The sequence below is a fragment of the Paraburkholderia sp. CNPSo 3274 genome (assembly GCF_024206475.1).
GTDB lineage: Bacteria > Pseudomonadota > Gammaproteobacteria > Burkholderiales > Burkholderiaceae > Paraburkholderia.
Genome location: NZ_JAMBPR010000011.1, coordinates 79193 through 98036, shown reverse-complemented (window position 1 = coordinate 98036; position 18844 = coordinate 79193). Strand labels below are relative to the sequence as shown.

Here is an 18844-nt window from a genome sequence, read left to right as displayed (position 1 = left end):
ATATTTCGGCCTGGAATGAAATGTGGATTGTCGACGCTGCGAGGAGAGCGATGGGATCGTTTGATCGCTGAACGACACGCAACGCCCGGGCGTTGCGTGTCGATGAACAGAATCAGGAAGCGACGCTCAATGCGTCTTCCTGCTGCGTGGCGAAGCGGTTCGCGGGACGAGGCAAGCCAAGATGCTCGCGCAACGTGCGCCCCGTATATTCCGTGCGAAAGAGTCCGCGTCGCTGCAATTCGGGCACCACGTACTGCACGAATTCGTTGAGGCCACCAGGCAGCCACGGCGACATGATATTGAAGCCGTCGGCGCCTTCTTCCTCGTACCATTGCTGAAGCTGGTCGGCAATGCTTTGCGGCGTGCCGATCACCTGTTGATGCCCGCGCGCCCCCGCAATGCGCAGATAAAGATCGCGTATCGTGAGGTTGTCGCGCCGCGCGAGATCGAGCAGCAAGCGTTGTCGGCTCTTGCCGCCGTTGGTTTCCGGCAGGTCGGGCACGGGGCCATCCACGGGATACTGCGAGAGGTCGAGGCCGCCCGACATGTTCGAGAGCAGTTGGAGTCCCACGCTCGGATGGATCAGCGCCTGCAACGCGTCGAACTTCTCCTGCGCTTCTTCCTGAGTCCGGCCGATCACGGGGAAAATGCCCGGCATGATCTTGAGATGCTCGGGGCGGCGGCCGTAACGCGCGAGCCGCCCTTTCACGTCGCGATAGAACTGCTTCGCTTCATCGAGCGTTTGATGCGCGACGAAAATCACTTCTGCGGTTTGCGCCGCGAGCTCCCTGCCGGCTTCCGAAGCGCCCGCCTGCACCACAACGGGCCAGCCTTGCGGCGAACGCGCGACGTTGAGCGGACCGCGCACCTTGAAGTGCTTGCCGCGATAGTCCAGCGTGTGTAGCTTCTCCGGGTCGAAGTAGATGCCGCTCGCCTTGTCGCGAATGAAGGCGTCGTCCTCCCAGCTGTCCCAAAGCCCGATGGCCACGTCGTAGAACTCTTTCGCGCGCTCGTAGCGCACGGCGTGATCGAGATGCTTGTCGAGGCTGAAGTTGTGCGCTTCGGTTTCGGTGCTCGATGTCACGAGATTCCAGCCCGAGCGGCCGCCGCTCAGATAGTCGAGCGAGGCGAACTTGCGGGCCACGTTATAGGGCTCGTTGAATGACGTCGACACCGTGGCGATGAGCCCGATGTGCTTCGTGACCACCGATAGCGCGGAGAGTAGCGTGATCGGCTCGAAATGATCGGCGCGGGCGGTGCGCGAGAGCGAAGGCACATGCGTGTCGCGCACGCTCACGCTATCGGCGAAAAAAATGGTGTCGAATTTGGCGCGCTCGGCCGTTTGCGCCAACTCGGCGTAGTGCGCGAAATCGAGGCCGCCAGCCGCGTGTGCGTCGGGGTGACGCCACGCGGCGATATGGTGTCCCGTCTCCATCAGGAAGGCGCCGAGGCTCAATTGTCCCTGACGTCGTGGTGCTGGGCTCATGCGTGCTCCTCGATTGTGGTTGACGTTCGCTACGCAATGGAATGTGAGGATTCAATGCGCCAGCGGCTTGTGCGCCGTGGCGATGATCATGCGCCGCGTGAGTGCATAGCCGCGCGCGCTGCGATGCGGTTCGAGCGCGCTCGCGAGCCGTGCGCGCACGCGCGCAATGTCCTCGGGCGTGAGCGAGGAGAGGAAATTGCCGAAGGAACTGGACCGGCTGAAGGCGAGCACGTCGTCGACGTTGTCGAAGGTGTCGCCGAAGGTGCGAATCTCGTTGTGCGTCACGGCGAAGCCGGCGCCCTGGAGCAGGGCTGCCGAGCGCTCTCGCGTGAGCTTGTTCGGCGCACCGATACCAGCGCGCTGCCATTCGGGCTCGCCAGCAAATAGCGCATGCAGCACGACATGCAGGTCGTGTGGCGCTTCTTCTGGCATGGTCGTGAAGCCGATCCGGCCACCTGGCTTGAGCACGCGCCACGCTTCGCGCAGCGCCTGAGCCTGATCGGGGATCCAGTGAATCACGCTGTTGAGATACACCACGTCGTAATGCGCATCGGGCACCGCTTCCAGCGCTTCGGCGCGGCCAACGCGCGCGGCGAATCGGCCCTGCGCGCGTTCGAGCGCGCGTTGCACGCGCAGCGGCAACGGATCGAGCCCGAGCACTTCACCGTGTGCGCCCACGCGCTGCGCCGCCGATTCGGTGAGGCGGCCCGTGCCGCAACCCACGTCGAGCACACGTTCACCTTCGTGCAAGCCGAGCACGTCGAGCAGTTGCAGACCGTGATGAAACTGGCGAATGCCAAGCCGGTCGTATTCTTCGACGAGCGTGGCGGAATCGAGTTGAAGGCTGGGGGTGTTCGACATATCGTGATCCTGACCAAAGTTTGGCAGGGCCATTCTTGCCGATCGGTATGCTCACCGCAAACAAGCAATTGAGCTATTCATAGTTGCGCGAGTGCATTCTTGACGATTCCGCCGCTACTGCGGATTTTTCAAGCTGGGGGGCAGTTCCTTGCTCCGCAATCGAACGAATGACGCGTGCCGGATTGCCACCGACAAGCGTATTCGGGGGAACGTCTTTGGTGACCACCGATCCCGCCGCCACCACCGAGTTCTCGCCGACTGTTACGCCGCCGATGATGGTCGCGCCGGCGGCGATCCAGACGTTCCTCTCAATCACGATGGGCTTTGCGATGACGCCGTCGCGCCGTCGGGAAGGTTCGATGGGGTGGCCGGACGTGATGAGGCTGACGTTCGGGCCGATCATCACGTCGTCGGCAATGTCGAGGCCGCCCAGGTCATAGAACGTGCAATTCTGGTTGACGAAGACATTGCGCCCGACGCGGATCTCGACACCGCCGGTCGTGTAGAACGGCGGTATCAATAGAAAGCTGTCGTCGACCTTCTTGCCGATGAGTTCACTGAACAAGGCCCGGACTTCATCGGCATCGTCGAAGGTCAACCGGTTGATCGTGGCGGTGATCGCCATCGCTCGTTTGAGGTTTGCGGTCATCGCCGCGGATTCCGGCGTTCGCCTGGGAACCATCGTGGTGCGATCGTCATTCGCCATGCGTCGTTTTGCTCCAGTGATACGCCGGATCGTGTGCCTTAGAGGTTGATCTGTCCACCCATCTCGACAACCCGGTTCGCGGGCAGGCTGTAGTACTCGGCCGCTTGCGCCGCGTTGCGCGCCATGAACGCGAAAAGCTTCTCGCGCCATAACGACATGCCTTTGCTCTGTGCCGTTGCGAGGATCGTGTCGCGGGCCAGGAAGAACGACGTTGCTGCGGGCTCGTACTGCCATGTGGGTATCTGTTTCTGCACGAGCAGAAGCAGTGCCGGCACGTTGGGCATTTCCATGAAGCCATGGCGCGCCGCGACCGCGTAACATCCGTGCCCAAGATCGCTAACCGAGACTTTGTCGCTTTCGGGTACGTGCGGAACGTTCTCGGTTGTGCCGGCCAAAAAGATATTGGTCTCGTGCATCACGCCGTTGTGCTTGAGATTGTGCATGAACGCGCTCGGCGTCATGCCGGGCACACCGCCCGGAAACACCGCCGTTCCGCCCACGCGGGGAGGCGGGTGCGATCCATCGCACAACGAGTGAATGAATGCCGGAAGCGGCAGGTTGTCGCTTTTCACGCGCTCGACGACCATTTCCCGCCCGCGATGCCATGTCGTCATGATGGTGAACAGCACGCCGCCTGCCAGTAGCGGAAACCATCCGCCATCGAGGATCTTGCCCGCATTGCTCGCGACGAATATCGCATCCACGACGGCCAGCGGCCCGATCACTGCCAGCGTTGCGACTGGTTTCCAGTTCCACAGGCAGTGGGTGATGAAGTACATGAGCAGCGTCGTGAGCAGCATCGTCGAGGCGACGGCAATGCCATAAGCGGCCGCAAGGTTATCGGAAGACCGGAAGAACACGACGAGGAATACGACCGCCGCATAGAGCGATATGTTGATGAACGGTACGTAGACCTGGCCGACTTCGTGTGTTGAAGTATGGATGACGGGGATGCGGGGCAGCAACCCAAGCTGGACAGCCTGCTTCGTCATGGAAAACGCGCCGGAAATGACGGCCTGCGAAGCGATGATCGTCGCCGCCGTGGCCAGCAGCACCAACGGAAGCAGTGCCCAACCCGGCGCCTGGGAGAAGAATGGCTGCGTGAGCGCCGAAGGCGTCGAAAGCACGAGCGCGGCCTGGCCAAAGTAGTTGAGAATGAGGCTTGGCAGGACGAGCAGCAGCCACGCGAGCCGGATGGGTGTCTTGCCGAAGTGCCCCATGTCAGCATAGAGCGCTTCGCCCCCCGTCAACGCGAGGAACACGGAGCCGAGGACGACGAACGCCGTACCGGGTGCGTGCGCAACGAAGCTCAAGGCGTAAGACGGTAATGCGCCTCGCAAAATGCCGGGGTTGCGTGCGATATGAGAAACGCCGAGTACGGCGAGAGTCAGGAACCAGACAATCATGACCGGTCCAAAGACTTTTCCGACCGTGGCCGTGCCGTGTTTTTGAAGCTTGAACAGGCCGGTCAGGATAACGAGTGAGATCGGCACGACCCACGTGGCCAGATGAGGATCCACGAGTTCGACGCCTTCCACTGCCGAGATGACCGAAATCGATGGCGTGATCATCGAGTCGCCATAAAACATCGCGGCGCCGAACACGCCGAGCGTCAGAAGCACGGTGCGCAGACGCACGGGCGCCACGCGAGCGGCCAATGCCGTGAGCGCCAGAATGCCACCTTCGCCGTCATTGTCCGCACGCATGACGAAGCTTACGTACTTGAGCGTCACGACAATGATGATCGACCAGAGGATCAGCGACACGATCCCGAATACGTTGGTCTGGCTAATTCCGCCGGCGGCTTTCAGGCATTCGCGCAATGTGTAGAGCGGGCTGGTTCCGATGTCGCCGAAAACGACGCCTATGGCGCCCAGAATCAGGGCGGGGGGAACGTCTGTAGTTTGACTGGATGAACGCGCGGATATAGAGGCCATGGGTAAGGAAAATGAAATTCAACGTCCCTCGGGACGGGCTGCGGAGCGCAAACGTCAGGCCTGGTCTCGCGGCTGATGGGGGTAACGCGGCCTCATGAAGGCTGCGTTCCGGAGGCAGGCGCCTCGTCTGCAACGTTCGCCCGATTTTCTTGGGCGTCGGGTTGCCTGAGACTCCATGTCCCCCAGATTGCAATCAGAAGGCCCCCACCAAAGCCGCAACCCAGAAGGAGCCATGTCGTCGTCATGTTGTATTCCCAAAAGTGTGGTCGAAGGCGCGGAGGCACAGCGGGTCCTGACTCGCACGCTACAATCGCTCGACAGATACTACAGGCGCATCCTTTCAGAACGCATGACCCGTCTCTCGACGCTCAAGGAAACCATTTCGCGAGGACTGCGCCGGCTCGCCCTATGGGGCCCAGGGCTGCTCGTGATGCTTGCCGACTGCGACGCCGGAAACGTCGTGACGGCCGCGCAGGCTGGCGCGCAAACGGGGCTGCGGCTCTTGCCCGTGCTGCTTGCGCTTGTCCCGCTGCTCTACATGGTTCAGGAACTGACCGTGCGCCTTGGCATATTCACCGGGCGCGGTTATGGCGAACTCATCCGCTCGCGCTTCGGACCGGTTTGGGCGGCGCTGGCCGCAGCGGGACTGGTCGTGGCCGTACTGGGGTCGCTGGTGACGGAGTTCACTGGCGTTGCCGGCGTGGGGGAAATGTATGGCGTATCGCGTTCCGTCACGCTGCCGCTCGCCGTCGTCCTGTTGACAGGCATCGTGCTCACGGGCTCGCACAAGCGCGTAGACCGGATCGCCATTGCCATCGGTGCATTCGCCCTGACGTTTTTCGCCGTCGCATGGAGTGCGCGCCACAAACTCCTGGTGATGGTCCCGCAAATGACTCACCTGGCAGCAGGCGGCCGTGAAGCCGGCTATCTGGCGGCGGCGCTCATTGGCGCGACGTTCAATCCATGGATGGTGTTCTATCAGCAGGCGGCGGTCGCAGATAGCCTCACGGCAAATGACTTCACGTCGGCCAGAGTCGAGACGGCGGTCGGCGCCGTCCTTACGCAATTGCTGACGGCAGCGGTGCTCGTCGCTGCGGCGGCGACGTTGTCGGCGCATGGCGAGGCGCGCTCCCTCGACAGCATCGGCGAAATCAGCAGTGCACTCGTTGCTGTTACGGGCCCGTTCGCAGGCCGCCTGCTATTTGGCGCGGGCGTGCTCGGCGCGGCCTTGGTGGCAGCCATCGTGAGTTCTCTCGCGCTGGCATGGGGGCTTGGCGATGTGTTCGGGTATCGGGCATCGCTCGAGGACCGTCCCGACCGCGCGCCCTGGTTCTACGGCGCGTATGTGCTGGCCGTTGCAGGCAGTGCCTGGGCTGTCTGGCTCGCGCCCGACCTCGTTTCCCTGAACGTTGCGGCGCAAGTGGTCAACACGTTGATGTTGCCGCTCGTGTTGGGATTGCTCGTCGCCCTTAGTCTCACCGCGCTGCCGCAACGGTATCGGCCTCGCGGGGTTTATCTGTGGCTCGTTATTTTCGTGGGGGCGGTTGTGTGTGCCGTTGGTGTCTGGGGCGCGGTGCAGGGTCTGCCTCCTTCATCCGCGATCCCTGGCTTACAGATTCTTTAATAATGCGAAGTAGACGGCGGCAAACACCAGGACAATGCCGATGTTCACGGCCAGCCTTAGCCAGAACAGATTTTTGAGGAAAATGACATCCACACCGACGACAACGGCTATCAACAACAAAATATAAATCGCAACGTACACGTTTCTCATCATTTCAATCGCCGGTCAAACGATCCCGGTTGCTAGCTGCCGTGGAATCAGGATACGCCCAGACCACGCCTGCCTGCACATGCGTATGTTTCGATTCATTCGACAGCCTGGTGCGGCGCATCAGCCAACGTCGCCCGATGCTGCCGAACACGCGTTTCCGGGTTTCTGTTGTTTTGTTGCTATCTTGCTGAAATCGATGTTGTGAAAGGCTTTTCTGGCTATAGTTAAAGTGCTTTCTCATGCACTTGATGCGACGCGGTAAGATTTGCGCCTTGCATCAAGCGCGTCCGGTTTGCGCAGGGCGTTTTCGCGGTTTCCGGCGAAAAGGCTGCAAAACTAACCGACCTCTGGGAGGACCCGATGAGACGCACGAAGACGGAGTCACTGCGTTATCAGGTCGAAAAGTGGCTCGCACCCACCACGCCGGTGCACGTCACCGCGTTTGGCCATACGCCTTCGGGCAGGGCGCGCTATGTGTGCGTGGAGACGCGCCAGACAACGGGATTTCACGCGCTGTTCTTCTTTCAGCACGACGACGGTTACTGGAATGTATTTCCTCCCGTAGGTGAAGAGGCGCTGTGATGCGGTAAATATAGTTAGGTATCCAGTATAAGTACAAGCGTTTCACTGCATCGCCGCTTCCTCGATGCAGCAGAGAAAGCGCGAGGCCGCCGAGATGAGCGGGCGCTCCCGCCTTTGCACGACGTAGACGTCCATGTCGGGAAACGACTCGTGGATCTTCAGCTCACGGATCCTGCGGCGCTTCATCTCGAGCTGGAACGTCGGCAACGTGGCCACGCAAATCACATCGGTCTTCGCGATCAAGGCGACGGACGGCGCCAATGCCTGGCAGCGCATGATCCTGCTGGGTGCGGACAGACCCAGCGAATGGAAGTAGGCGCTGAACCCCTTGTCGATTTGGTCGCCGGGCTCGCAAGGCAGGAGCCATTCCGCGGTATGCAGCATCGACATCGAGCGTGCCTGCGCGAGGGGATGGCCATGGCGTGCCACGACCAGCAGCGGCATCGACATGATTTTTCGCCGCTCGACGAAATCGGGCCATTGCGTGTCCGCGACAGCCGTGATGACCGCAAAATCGGTGTCGCCGTCACGCAGTGCGTGGAGTGCGGCAGGCAGCGCCAATTCGCGAACGGTCACCGACGTATCGGGATTCTGCGCGCGAAACTGCCCAAACGCTTGGGGCAGCAAAGCACAGGCAACGGCCGACGAGACGGACACGGCGACCTCGCCGCCCGCGCCATTGAGCATGGTCGACAGTTCTTCATGAATGTGCTGCACGTCGTTGACCAGCATGCGTGCGCGGCGCTGAAATACGACGCCATATTCGGTGAGCGCGACGCCGTTGACCGAACGCACGACGAGCGGCACGCCTAGCGTCCTTTCCAGCTCGCGGATCGTGACCGTGACGGCGGGTTGCGTCAAACGCAGCGCGCGCGGCGCCATGCAAGCTGCCCTGCTCGGCGACACTCAGGAATACCCGCAATTGACGAAGTTTCATTCTGCCCCATGGGATAAAAAAGCGTTATCAAGGCCGTTTTTTTATTGCCTTGTGCGCCGGTGCGTTAGTCATGATCATTGTGACCGAACGCACGCCTCGCGTGCATCTCATCGGGGTCACCGCATGGTAATAAAAAAATATTTCTCGGCTTCCTATGCGCAGGCGCGCGCGAGATTCACGGAGGCAGCGCGCGCTGGCGGGTTCGAACTGAAGCAGATCGTGCACCCCACGGCACTTGGTCCCGATGGCGGCAGCCTGTCGATCGATCTCGCGATCCACGCGCCTGCCGGCGCTCGTGCGGTGCTCATCGTCACGTCGGGCACCCATGGGGTCGAGGGTTTCTGTGGATCGGGTTGCCAGGTCGGATTGCTCGAGGATGCGGCCTTCCTCGCCGAGGCGAAACGGCGCGGCGTCGCCCTACTGATGATTCACGGCGTCAACCCCTACGGATTCGCTCATCTGCGCCGGGTGAACGAAGACAACGTCGATCTGAATCGCAATAGCGCGGACTATGCGACGTTGGCCGATTCGAATCCCAGTTACATGGAACTCGACTCATTGCTGCTGCCCGAGGTTTGGCCGCCCGACGCGGCCAACCAGGCCGCCCTCGGCGCTTACATCCAGACGCATGGCGAAGAGGCGTTGCGCAATACGGTGTCGAAGGGACAGTACGCGGTGCCGGACGGGATGTTCTACGGCGGTGCGCTAGCGAGTTGGAGCACGCAGACCGTTCACTCGATTCTGCGCGCGCACGCGAGCGGCTATCGCCGGTTGGCGTGGATCGATCTCCACACGGGACTGGGCCCGTATGGTCACGGTGAAAAGATTTTCATGAGCACAGATCGCTCCGAACTGGAGCGAGCGCGCCATTGGTGGGGCAACGACGTGAAGCCGATCCATGAACCGGGTTCGATTTCGGCCGACGTACAAGGCCCGATCATCACGTTTTCCTGCGACGAATTCCCGGGCGTCGAAAAGACGACGCTAGGCCTCGAATTCGGGACTTACGAACCCTTGCACGTGTTGCAGGCACTCCGCGCCGATCACTGGCTCCACCGTCACCCGGAAACCGGGGCCGCCGCCGCCGCGCAGATCCGGCAAAACCTGAAGGACGCGTTCTACTGCGACAACGACGCATGGAAGGGGCTGATTATCGGGCAGATGCGTGTCGTGGCCCGGCAGGCCGTCGCTGGGCTTGCCGAAGATGATTCGGACGTAACCGTTTAGAGACGATTCCAGGTTTCATTCAGAAAGCACAGCGGGCACATGAAACGCCGGTCTCTAACGAAGCTTAAATGATAAATGTTACGGAATCCGAAATTAATATTCCGGATTAGTCATCGGCAAGACGGCGAATAACTATTTTAAAAACCATATCTAAAGGCAGGAGACTCATGAAGATGGCGCAGCAATGGAAATGGCCACTCAAGGCAGGGGTGGCCGCCGCGGCACTCTGTGTGGCAAGCGCGGCGTATGCGGACGGGAGCGTGACGCTGTACGGTATCGCCGATGTCGGCATGATGTATCTGAGTCATTCGACTCCGGAATTCAACGGTGGCACGGGGACTGGCCACGTGTTCCAGCTCACCAACGCGGGCTACTCGCCTTCGTTGTGGGGTTTGACAGGGAAAGAAGATCTGGGCGGCGGCGTCAAGGCGGAATTCAAGCTCGAAAGCGGTATCAATCTCGCCAACGGCGGTTTCGATAACCCGGGCGGCAATAATGGGCTGTTCAACCGTATCGCCGAGGTCGGATTGTCGGGCGGCTTTGGTACGGTCATGGCCGGCCTGCAGATCTCGCCGTTCTTCAACATCATTTACGCACTCGATCCGCGCGGTGCTGGCGAATTCGGCAGCATTCTCACTCCGGTCAGCGAAAACAGCCTGATCGCCGCCGTCTTCATGCCCAATGCGGTGTCTTATACGTCACCCGACATAGGCGGGTTCCAGGCGGCGGGCCTGTTCGCACTGGGGGGTGTCGCGGGCTCCTTCCAGACCGGCCGCGCGTGGTCGGTCAGCGCGAGGTACACCAACGGCACGTTCCTCGCCGCGGCGGCGTACATCAGCGCCAATAACGCAGCCGATAGTGCACTCGCGAGCATTGGAGAACTCTATCCGATCAACGTCCGCGCTTATACCGCGGGGATGAGCTACAAATTCGGCGGGCTGATTGCCAAGGCCGCGTTCGCCAACTTCAGGGCGAACAGTGTGCCGGTGTCGGTGAACCCGGCACTGATGTATTCGACCAATACCAGTGTGAACATCTATAGCGGCGGCTTCGACTATTTCCCGCTGCCGTACCTCGATCTGAATGCTGGCGTGTATTACCAGCAGGACCGCGTGAACTCCGGGGGGCACTCGGTGATGGGCGCGATCGGCTCACAGTTCTTCCTCTCGAAGCGCACGGCGCTATATGCGCAGGTCGGTCTCGTCAACAACACGTGCGCGCACAACGGTGTGTGCCTGGGTTCGGGTCTTTCCGTCGAGAGCGGCGGTAGTGGAGTGGGAGGGCTGCAAGGCCTCGGGTTGGCTGCCGAAGGCCTCGGCCTGCCGCCGGGCACGACGGTCGGCGCCAACGTCGGCATTCGCACGACCTTCTGATCCGGGCAACGCCCAACAATCAAAATGGAGCAACATGACCATGGGTATTCAAAAGCTCGCCGTTATTGTCGGCGCTGCCGCGGCGTTGGCCAAGGCCGTACGCAAGGCGTGGCCGGGGTGGCGTCGGTCAACAATGCGCTGACGATCAAGGCCGTCGCGCATTAGCCAGGGTACGCAGGGAATCCGCCTGGCTCTCGCATTGGCTTACGTGCGGGGATCGTTCGCATGTGTGCGTCGATGCAGCGGTCCCAGCGCGGTGGAGAGCAGCGCGCAAGGCAGCAGGATCGCGACGAGTGCGAACATCGCCGTCCTGAATGCATGCGCGTAGTCGGTGACGCCGGGCGCCACGCCGAGCTTCGAGAAGAACAGGCCGCCTAGCGTTGCAGCACCGACGGCGGCGCCGATCTGCAGCGTTGCCGTGACCATGCCCGAGGCGATGCCCGCGCGCTCGGGCTCCACTTCGGCAAGCACGATGCGCACGACGGAGGGCAAAACGAGCCCCTGGCCTATGCCGATCGCCGCGAGTCCCAGATAGAACCCAGGGCCGGGCTCCGCAACGCCCGCGAGCGCAGCCGCAATGGCGAGCCCGCTCGCGAGCAGCACGAAGCCCAGCGTCAGCACGCGATAGCCGCCGAACCGGTGCACGAGGCGCGGCATCAACAGCGGGCTGGAAAGAAAACCGATGCCGAACGGCAGGATCGCGAGTCCCGAAGCGAGCGGCGTCCAATGCAGGCCGCCTTGCAGATAGATGCCGTAGGTCAGGAAGAACGCGCTCATCGTATAGAAGAGGAACGCCAGCACGAGGCCGAGCGCGATGACCGGATTGCGGAAGAGGCGCACGTCGAGCAGGGGATCTTTGCCGTTGACGAGGCTGCGCCACTCCACGCGCAGCAGCAGACCGAGCATGGGCAGCGAGCCGATGAGGCAGGCGAGCATCCACAACGGCCAGCCGGACTCGCGCCCGCGCGTGAGCGGATAAACGAGCATCAGCAGAAACAGCGAAAGCAGCAGGGTGCCCGGTACGTCGATGTGCTTGCCGCGCGGCGGCCGGCTTTCTGGAATGAAGCGCCAGCTGCCGATGAGCGCGAACACGCCGATAGGCAGGTTGACGAGAAAGATCGCGCGCCAGCCCAGACCGAACGGGTGCAGGCTGATGAGCGCGCCGCCGCCCAGCTGGCCGATCACGGCGGCCACGCCGAAAACGAAGGCGTAAAGCCCCATCACGCGCACCTGCTCGTGCGGCGTGAATACGCTGCGGATCGTGGCCAGCACCTGCGGCGCGAGGGTCGCGGCGAACAGGCCTTGCAGGATGCGCCCGGCGACGAGCGCCGTGCCGCTGGTGGCGAGGCCGCAGAACGTGGAGGCGACGACGAACCCCGCCATGCCCACCATGAAGATGCGCTTGCGGCCGTACAGGTCGCCGAGGCGCCCGCCCGTGATCAGCATGACGGCATTCGCGCACGCGTAGGCCGAGACGACCAGCTGGAGTTCGGACGCGTTTGCGCCAAGTCCGTCGCGGATGGCGGGCAGCGCCAGGTTCACGATGAAGTAGTCGAGCGGCGGCAGAATCGCGCCCACCAGCAAAACGACCAGCGCCCAGCCGTGATGGCCGTGGCTGGCATCGGCGGCGGCGCGAGGCGCCACGGCGCAGGCGGCGTACGTATTGTCAGACATGAGTGTGCTCAGCGATAAAGGGCCGGATTTCGTCAGGCTGCACTATCCAGCGGACGCGCAGCGTGAGCGTCTAGTCGACATTGTGATCAACCTCGATCTAACGGAAAAGCGGGAATTGGTGGTACTATCAATCGAGTTACTCGATGGATGTGGAATGTCATGCGTGGCTTCGAATTCGACCAGTTGAAGACGTTCGCGGCCGTGGCGAACGTGGGCAGCCTTTCGGCGGCGGCGCCGCTGCTGCATCTTTCGCAATCCACGATCAGCGAGCAGGTGCGCAAGCTCGAGGCGCGCGCGGGCATGCCGCTTTTCGTGCGCAGCAAGCGTGGCGTGGAGCTTACGCCCGCGGGCACACGTCTGCTCGAACATGCGCGGCGCCTCGTGGCGCTCAACGAAGCCGCCTTCGACGACGTGCGCGGCCAGGCCATCAAGGGCGAGCTGCGCGTGGCGATCACCGAGTACTTCCGCACCAACGAGGTGGCCGGTTTGCTCGTGCGGCTGCGCGACTGCTATCCGCAGCTGAGCTTGCATGTGAGCGCGATGAAGAGCGCCGATATCGAGGTCGCGTATGCGAAGCGGCAGGTCGATCTCGGCGTGGTCATGCACCTGTCGAGCGGCCCGTTCCGGCCTGCGGCCACCGACGCGGACGCGCGCTGGGAGTTGCTGCGCGAACCGCTCTACTGGGTCGCGTCGCCGACGCTCGCCGAGCAGTTGCCGCAAGCGTTGCCGCTCGTGCTGCTGCCGGGCGACTGCATGATGCACCAGGTCGCGGTGCGCTCGCTCGAAGAAAGCGACATACCCTACGTGCTCGTTCACAGCGCGTCGGGCGTGGCCGGGCTGCAGTCCATGCTCGCAGCCGGTCTGGGCGTGGGATGCCTGTGCGCATCGGCAATCGGCGAGGGCCTCGTGCGGCTCGGCCCGAAGCACCGGCTGCCGGTCCTGCCCGACGCGGTGTTCTCGCTCGTGCCGCCGCATCCCGGCGAACGGGACGCCGTGACACAAGCGAGGGAAGTGCTGGCGCGGCAACTGCTGGTGTGATGCGGGTGCCGCGCCGGCGTGCTTCGCGCCTCAATGCGGCACGTTCACGACGCCGTCATTCGCGCGAATCGCATTGCTGCCCGGATTCTCCACAATGGCCGGCAGGTTCGCGAGACCCAGCGGCGGCGCGGCGCCCGGGCTGCCGCCCCGCGGGATCGTGCGGATGACCTGGGAAGGCGGCAGCGGCGTGCCGTTCTTCAGGTGACTCCACATCAGATTGAGCGCCGCGATGTTGTAGTAGTGCACCGGCACGAAGTGCGTATCGAAGCCCGGCACGGCGAGGAACGCATCGAAATGCTGCCCGTTCATCACCTCGTACAGCGACAAGTGGCTGCGCGAACCTTCCCGTTCGCTGTTTGCCGCGAGATATGCGCGCGAAGCATGATTGATCGGCACGAGCGCGTCGCTGCGGCCTTGCACGATGATCGCGGGCTTGCCGTGCAGGTTCGCGTTCACGCTGATCGCCTGGACGCTCTGGCGCATGCGCGGATCGCCCTTCGTCCACAACGCGCGCAGACATGCCGCGCCCGCGAAGCTGGCATCGGGCGTGGCGAGCCGATGGTCGGCGCCGCCTGGCGGCGTGACGTTGTAGACGAGATTGACGCCGTTGGTCGGCGGCACGCCGTTGCCCAGGCCAAAGAGGGTGAGCATTGGCGAGACGGCGGGCGTAACGCCCGCGGCGCCCGTCGAAGCGTTCGTCGTGCCGAAGCTGAATCCGCACAGATTGTCGAGCACGCTCGACCTCGAGTAGGCATCCGCGTAGGTCACCGCAACAGCCGGCACGGCCTGGGAATCCCACATCGGCGCGTGTAGCAGATCGGAGTCCGCTTCATAGCCGGCCTCATGCAAGCGTGCGAGCGCGTCGTTCGCCTGCGCCTGCGTGTCGCCACCGTGGATGTACCCTGCCGCCGCGAGCGACGTGCAGCGTGCCTGGCGAATGGCGGTTGTGGTCGCCACGGGCAGCGCCGTGAGATAGGGCGCGCCGGCGGCGGTGTCCGCGAGCGCGGCGCAGGGTTGCAGCAGGTTCGCGAGCGTCATGTAGTCGGCCAGCGGTTTGCCGGCCGCGGCAATCCGCTGACCGCCTTCCCTGACTTGCGCGTCACCCGGCATGCGCACATTGATCTGCGGTTCGCCGACCACGACCGCCGTGATCCACTTGCCCGTGTCCTCTTCGGCTGCCGCGAGCGACGCGCCGCCGCCGTTGCTCACGGAAGCCGCGATCGTCGTGATGTCGCCGGGCGCGTAGCGCACGCCGCGATTCGATGCGTCGGCGCGCGTCGCGAATTGCTCGTTGAGCACCCAGTACGCGAACTGGACCGCTTCGAGCGTGTCCTTGCCCCAGTCCGCTTCGGGGTTCAACTGCGAGTGCGCGTGCTTGAACGCATAACGGTTCGGAAACTTCTGGTTGTAGGCGGCGAGCGCGCCTGCTGGCACGTTCGCGGTGAAAATGCTCGTGCGTCCAGCCGTTGCGGCGTCGGCCGTGCGGCCATCGATCAACGTAACGAGACCGCTCATCAGTTCTTCTGCGCCGTTGCCCGTGCCCTTGTCGGTATAGGCGACCGCGCAGCCGCGCTTGAGTCCCCACTCGCCGGCCGCCGAGACCGCGCCGTACACGCCGCGCGAGCCCGACGACGTGGCTGTCACGATGCACGGGTTCGCCGGATCGAAGCTGGTTGGCACCTGCACGAGCAGGCTGACGTTCTGGCGGCCGCTGCCGTCGTCGGCAAACGCGAGATATTCGGTGCCGGCAATTTTTCCTTCACCGAGTGTGTCGTTGCCGTAAAGATCGACGTTAGGCCCCCAGAAGCGGCCATAGCCGCCCTTCGCGCTGATATCGACGAGCGCGCGGTAGTTCGCCCAGATCGCGAGCCGGCGCAGTTCCGCTGGCGTTGGGGCCGCGGGGTTCGCGATGGTCGGTTGCGCTCCGGCGAGCCCGGTTTTGCCGAGCCCGGCGGTCAACAGATCGTCGCTGACTCCATCGTAGCTAGTGGTTTGAAGACTGCTCGCCACGACGAACGACGGTAGTCTGTTGATTGCCGGGTGATTGGCGTCGTTCCCGGCAGCGTGGGCGCCGGGCACGAGCGCCGCGCCTGCTATGGCGATCGCGGCACTGAGCCGTGCCGTTTTACGCCGGACTGCGAACGGGGTATCTCTCATGGGTGTTTCCTTGTTTGTTGTTAGGGTAGGACGCACTGCATCGGGAAGACCGTGTCGACGTGCCGGCATCACGGCACCCATGGACATTAGGACATCCTGAAAGCAGATACCAGGAGAGATTGCATGCGGGCGCAAGGGGATCACCTTCCACGTCGTACCGGCGTTGGAAGGGCCCACTTGCTTGCTGTTCACGCGCGTTGGGGATCGCGTTCCGCTGGCGGATTCCTTGCGGGACTATTTGCAAAGCAGGAGCAAGCGCTCCTGATCCGAGCATGGCCGCCCATCGACTTTTTGCGTCGCTGCGGCGCCTTGCGCCGCGTTCGAACCCGCGGTGGCCTGCAACGCGGCGCGATGCGCGAAACACGCCTTCAGACGTCGCTCAACGGGCTGATAGTATTGCCAGCCTTTGCCGAGGCCCGGTAGTTCGAGCTTCACCTGCTTCCACTTCGGATGGCCGTGCTCCTGCAGGTTGTCGAAGTTCTCGCAGAGTGAATCGGCAAAGCGCTTCAGGTTGCCGACCGTATCGCGCAGGTTGTAGTCGTAAGTGACGAGAAAAGCCTTGACCGTCCACGTCGGCACGTCTTCTTTGAGCCAGTTCGGGTAGCTCGATACGTGGATCGTCGCGGGATAGTAGGTTTGCTTTGCCCGCGCAGTTTCCGGCGCGTTCGGGTCGACGCGCAGGAAGCGGATCTGCTGCAGCAACTCGGGGTTCATGTCGGTAAAGAGCTTGGCGGGTTGCCCGGCGACAATGATCGCGACGTCGATCTTCTTGACGATGAGCGCGGCCAGCGCGTCTTCGTTGCTCAGGTGCTGCACGTTCTGCTCGGGAATCGGCTGGCCGAACATGAGACGGTACAGCGTGGTTGCCGACTGCGCGGTGCCGCTGCCGATCAGGCCGACGCTGATCACCTTGTCCTTGATCTCATTGATCATCTTCATCGGCGAGTCGTTACGCACCACGAAGTAAATCTCTTCGTCATAGAGCGGCATGATGAGCCGCAGCGGGCGGATCAATGTGCCAGCCTCTTCGTTGCCGGCATTGGCCATGTCGACGTAGGCCTGGTAAACGTCGGACTGCACGAGCGCGAGCTTCACGCCGGGCTCGAAGCGCATGCGCTGCACGTTTTCGGCCGAGCCTTTCGATGGGATCACTTCGAGGTCGATGCCCGCCGGCTGCGCGACCCATTTCGCCAGGTCCTGGCCGATCTGAATGTACGTGCCGCGCTCCGGGCCGGTCACGATCCGGTAGTGCGCGTCTACCTCGGCGGCGACGGCGAGCGCCGAACAAAGCAGGGCGATCAGCGCCGCCACTCCCGCTAGAATCGTTTTCAGCATGGTCTCTCTCCCGCCTTGGTCACGTTGTACGGCAGACTGCGATATATTTTGGAATCCTGTTCAATGCGTGGCGGCAGGCGGCGCGGTCTGCTTCCAGCCGTTTTGCACGATCGCGCGCTCTCGTGCGTCGACGCTGTTGTCGCCGCTGGCGGGGCTGGCGACGTTCGCCGCGTTCGCCGCGTTCGGGGCGTTCATCGCGCCGGGCAGTGGGGGCGGCGATGCGCTCGCGTTCCAATCCTGCGACGACGGCAGCCGCACGGTGTTCGCGCCGTGCGGCATGGGCGGTGTCGCGTTCACTTGTGGGGCGCCATTGGGTGGGCTGAGCGGCTTCCATGCCGTCGATACGATGGCGCGCTCCAGCAACGATTGCGCGGCTTGACTGCTCGAGTCGATCGCAAGTGCTTCCGAAGCCTGTTGCTGCACGCAGGCCCAGGCGCGCTGCGCGACACAGCGGTCCGCGTTTTGCAACGCGCTATCGCGCCGTTGCTCGCGCGCCGCGATATCGCTTTGTATCGCGCGTGCTTCCTCGTTGCCCCCGTCGCGCGCGAGCACGGCATTGGCCGCGGCCTTCGCGTCGAACAGGTTGTTTTCCGCAAGGCTGGTACGCGCGACACGCAGACCGTCGGCCACGTCCGCGAATTGCGGCGCGGCGTGCGCATTCGGCGGGGGCGATTGCGGCTGCGCACTGGTCTGCTTGCCGGCAGCGGGGGGCGTCTCATCGGTCTGTTGCGCAGACGCATTGGTCGAAACAGAACCGCCCGAAGAGTGCAGGGTCTCTTCGCTGGCTGTGCCCTCCCGCTGGCGGTTCGTGCCGAACAGCAGATACGTGCCGTACGCGAACGCAAGTATGAATGCGATAACGAATAGGCCCCTGGGAAAGATCCATTGACCCATGTGCGAAAACCGCAACCCGTGTGCAAGTGCCACGGCTTGCTGCGCGGCGGGCTGGTAGCCGGTGTCCAGTGACGGCCCGTCGGACGCGGGCACGACCGCCTGCGCGAGCTTCGCGGCCGCGGGTGCTGGAGGCGCCGCCGCCGTGGCGCCGAGGGGTGTCAACGTGGCTTTCGGATGGGTGCCCAGCGAAATTTTGTCGAGCGGACAATCCGTGCCGCAGTAAGGGCAGAATTCGAAGTTCTCGTACAGCAGTCCGCCGCAACGCTTGCACGCTGCAGGGAAATTCTGGTCGCGACCAATCTGAGCGGACATGATGTCGTCCCACCGTTATGGCGATGCCATTTCGGCATGCTCAGAATCGTCGTTGAAGCGATGGGCTATGCCTCGCGGAACTCACGATCTGCATGCGCAGGAAATCGACGGGGCCGGACCGAGCGCAGCCGTCTGGTCAAAATATGGTTGATTTCGCACAGCGCGTCAATCTCCGTTGTTGCCCAGCACACATATGCGTGATGGCTGCGTTCTGGTAAAGATCGAGTTGTGGAACTTTTTACCGTGCAGGCATGTTCCGGGTGCGTGCCGCTTTTATTTATAAGAGTAGCTAAATGACCGGGCGCGCTTCTTCCCGGCCCCGCATCGAGCGAGAAGTATGGCCCCAATTGGGTACGTTGGCCGGCCCGCGCAAGCCACGGATTACAATCATCTAAACAACCTGTGGGGCGTTGTCGAGCTTCCACTTCTCCCTTCGCTTACGGCCGCGTTGCAACGAGATCTCGCATCGCCGACCCGCATGCACGCGGCCGTTTCACGCTCGATGCAATTGCTGCGTATGCAACGAATCACCGCGCATAGGTTCCAAAACT

14 protein-coding genes and 1 pseudogene are annotated in these 18844 nt (G+C 62.9%); 5 read left to right on the top strand and 10 right to left on the bottom strand.

Features of this window, described 5'->3' with window-relative positions:
- Positions 1-112 precede the first annotated feature (112 nt).
- From M3I54_RS09820 to M3I54_RS09805, 4 genes and pseudogenes are all read right to left on the bottom strand, one after another.
- Complete coding sequence (locus M3I54_RS09820; RefSeq protein ID WP_254335178.1) at positions 113-1486, bottom strand: LLM class flavin-dependent oxidoreductase; 1374 nt, start codon at positions 1484-1486, stop codon at positions 113-115.
- A gap of 51 nt (positions 1487-1537) precedes the next feature.
- Positions 1538-2347 (bottom strand): class I SAM-dependent methyltransferase, encoded by an 810-nt coding sequence (locus M3I54_RS09815; RefSeq protein ID WP_254335176.1) that lies wholly within the window; start codon positions 2345-2347, stop codon positions 1538-1540.
- 151 nt (positions 2348-2498) lie between these two features.
- Positions 2499-3053, bottom strand: a pseudogene (locus tag M3I54_RS09810) (sugar O-acetyltransferase); the annotation flags it as partial.
- 38 nt (positions 3054-3091) lie between these two features.
- Positions 3092-4990 carry a potassium transporter Kup gene (locus M3I54_RS09805; protein WP_254335172.1) on the bottom strand — a complete coding sequence of 633 codons (1899 nt, stop codon included), beginning with the start codon at positions 4988-4990 and terminating at the stop codon, positions 3092-3094.
- A 349-nt stretch (positions 4991-5339) separates the two neighbouring features.
- On the opposite strand from M3I54_RS09805, the gene M3I54_RS09800 reads away from it, so the two are divergent.
- Complete coding sequence (locus M3I54_RS09800; RefSeq protein ID WP_254335170.1) at positions 5340-6614, top strand: NRAMP family divalent metal transporter; 1275 nt, start codon at positions 5340-5342, stop codon at positions 6612-6614.
- A 154-nt stretch (positions 6615-6768) separates the two neighbouring features.
- Here M3I54_RS09800 and M3I54_RS09795 read toward each other — a convergent pair whose 3' ends face one another.
- Positions 6769-7005, bottom strand: coding sequence for a hypothetical protein (locus M3I54_RS09795; protein WP_254335168.1), 237 nt, complete (start codon positions 7003-7005; stop codon positions 6769-6771).
- A gap of 119 nt (positions 7006-7124) precedes the next feature.
- Between M3I54_RS09795 and M3I54_RS09790 the strand changes: the two genes are divergently transcribed.
- Entirely contained in the window at positions 7125-7346 is a 222-nt protein-coding gene (locus M3I54_RS09790) for a hypothetical protein (protein ID WP_254335166.1), read from the top strand.
- A 42-nt stretch (positions 7347-7388) separates the two neighbouring features.
- On the opposite strand, the gene M3I54_RS09785 is transcribed toward M3I54_RS09790, so the two are convergent.
- The gene (locus tag M3I54_RS09785; RefSeq protein WP_254335165.1) at positions 7389-8228 is read right to left on the bottom strand and encodes a LysR substrate-binding domain-containing protein; all 840 of its coding nucleotides are present in this window, start codon (positions 8226-8228) and stop codon (positions 7389-7391) included.
- 178 nt (positions 8229-8406) lie between these two features.
- On the opposite strand from M3I54_RS09785, the gene M3I54_RS09780 reads away from it, so the two are divergent.
- Together M3I54_RS09780 and M3I54_RS09775 are read left to right on the top strand one after the other, a co-directional pair.
- Entirely contained in the window at positions 8407-9510 is a 1104-nt protein-coding gene (locus M3I54_RS09780) for a M14 family metallopeptidase (RefSeq protein ID WP_254335164.1), read from the top strand.
- A 167-nt stretch (positions 9511-9677) separates the two neighbouring features.
- The gene (locus tag M3I54_RS09775) at positions 9678-10883 is read left to right on the top strand and encodes a porin (RefSeq protein ID WP_254335163.1); all 1206 of its coding nucleotides are present in this window, start codon (positions 9678-9680) and stop codon (positions 10881-10883) included.
- A 204-nt stretch (positions 10884-11087) separates the two neighbouring features.
- Here the strand turns inward: M3I54_RS09775 and M3I54_RS09770 are convergent, their stop codons facing one another.
- Entirely contained in the window at positions 11088-12557 is a 1470-nt protein-coding gene (locus M3I54_RS09770) for an MFS transporter (RefSeq protein ID WP_254335162.1), read from the bottom strand.
- Between the two features lie 159 nt (positions 12558-12716).
- Here M3I54_RS09770 and M3I54_RS09765 point away from each other — a divergent pair, with 159 nt between their 5' ends.
- The gene (locus M3I54_RS09765) at positions 12717-13595 is read left to right on the top strand and encodes a LysR family transcriptional regulator (protein ID WP_254335161.1); all 879 of its coding nucleotides are present in this window, start codon (positions 12717-12719) and stop codon (positions 13593-13595) included.
- A 30-nt stretch (positions 13596-13625) separates the two neighbouring features.
- Here the strand turns inward: M3I54_RS09765 and M3I54_RS09760 are convergent, their stop codons facing one another.
- The 3 genes from M3I54_RS09760 to M3I54_RS09750 all read right to left on the bottom strand — a co-directional run bounded on the left by M3I54_RS09760 (position 13626) and on the right by M3I54_RS09750 (position 18293).
- Positions 13626-15752: a D-(-)-3-hydroxybutyrate oligomer hydrolase gene (locus tag M3I54_RS09760; protein WP_254335159.1), complete on the bottom strand. Its 2127-nt coding sequence runs from the start codon at positions 15750-15752 to the stop codon at positions 13626-13628.
- A gap of 234 nt (positions 15753-15986) precedes the next feature.
- Complete coding sequence (locus M3I54_RS09755; protein ID WP_254335157.1) at positions 15987-17087, bottom strand: TAXI family TRAP transporter solute-binding subunit; 1101 nt, start codon at positions 17085-17087, stop codon at positions 15987-15989.
- Positions 17088-17147: 60 nt separating this feature from the next.
- A complete protein-coding gene (locus tag M3I54_RS09750) occupies positions 17148-18293 on the bottom strand; it encodes a zinc ribbon domain-containing protein (protein WP_254335155.1) in 1146 nt (381 codons plus the stop codon).
- Positions 18294-18844: the final 551 nt, after the last annotated feature.

Bases quoted from the DNA above. Each gene is read 5' to 3' on its own strand.
- M3I54_RS09820 (WP_254335178.1), bottom strand. From the start codon at position 1,486: ATGAGCCCAGCACCACGACGTCAGGGACAATTGAGCCTCGGCGCCTTC.
- M3I54_RS09815 (WP_254335176.1), bottom strand. From the start codon at position 2,347: ATGTCGAACACCCCCAGCCTTCAACTCGATTCCGCCACGCTCGTCGAA.
- M3I54_RS09805 (WP_254335172.1), bottom strand. From the start codon at position 4,990: ATGGCCTCTATATCCGCGCGTTCATCCAGTCAAACTACAGACGTTCCC.
- M3I54_RS09800 (WP_254335170.1), top strand. From the start codon at position 5,340: ATGACCCGTCTCTCGACGCTCAAGGAAACCATTTCGCGAGGACTGCGC.
- M3I54_RS09795 (WP_254335168.1), bottom strand. From the start codon at position 7,005: ATGAGAAAGCACTTTAACTATAGCCAGAAAAGCCTTTCACAACATCGA.
- M3I54_RS09790 (WP_254335166.1), top strand. From the start codon at position 7,125: ATGAGACGCACGAAGACGGAGTCACTGCGTTATCAGGTCGAAAAGTGG.
- M3I54_RS09785 (WP_254335165.1), bottom strand. From the start codon at position 8,228: ATGGCGCCGCGCGCGCTGCGTTTGACGCAACCCGCCGTCACGGTCACG.
- M3I54_RS09780 (WP_254335164.1), top strand. From the start codon at position 8,407: ATGGTAATAAAAAAATATTTCTCGGCTTCCTATGCGCAGGCGCGCGCG.
- M3I54_RS09775 (WP_254335163.1), top strand. From the start codon at position 9,678: ATGAAGATGGCGCAGCAATGGAAATGGCCACTCAAGGCAGGGGTGGCC.
- M3I54_RS09770 (WP_254335162.1), bottom strand. From the start codon at position 12,557: ATGTCTGACAATACGTACGCCGCCTGCGCCGTGGCGCCTCGCGCCGCC.
- M3I54_RS09765 (WP_254335161.1), top strand. From the start codon at position 12,717: ATGCGTGGCTTCGAATTCGACCAGTTGAAGACGTTCGCGGCCGTGGCG.
- M3I54_RS09760 (WP_254335159.1), bottom strand. From the start codon at position 15,752: ATGAGAGATACCCCGTTCGCAGTCCGGCGTAAAACGGCACGGCTCAGT.
- M3I54_RS09755 (WP_254335157.1), bottom strand. From the start codon at position 17,087: ATGCTGAAAACGATTCTAGCGGGAGTGGCGGCGCTGATCGCCCTGCTT.
- M3I54_RS09750 (WP_254335155.1), bottom strand. From the start codon at position 18,293: ATGTCCGCTCAGATTGGTCGCGACCAGAATTTCCCTGCAGCGTGCAAG.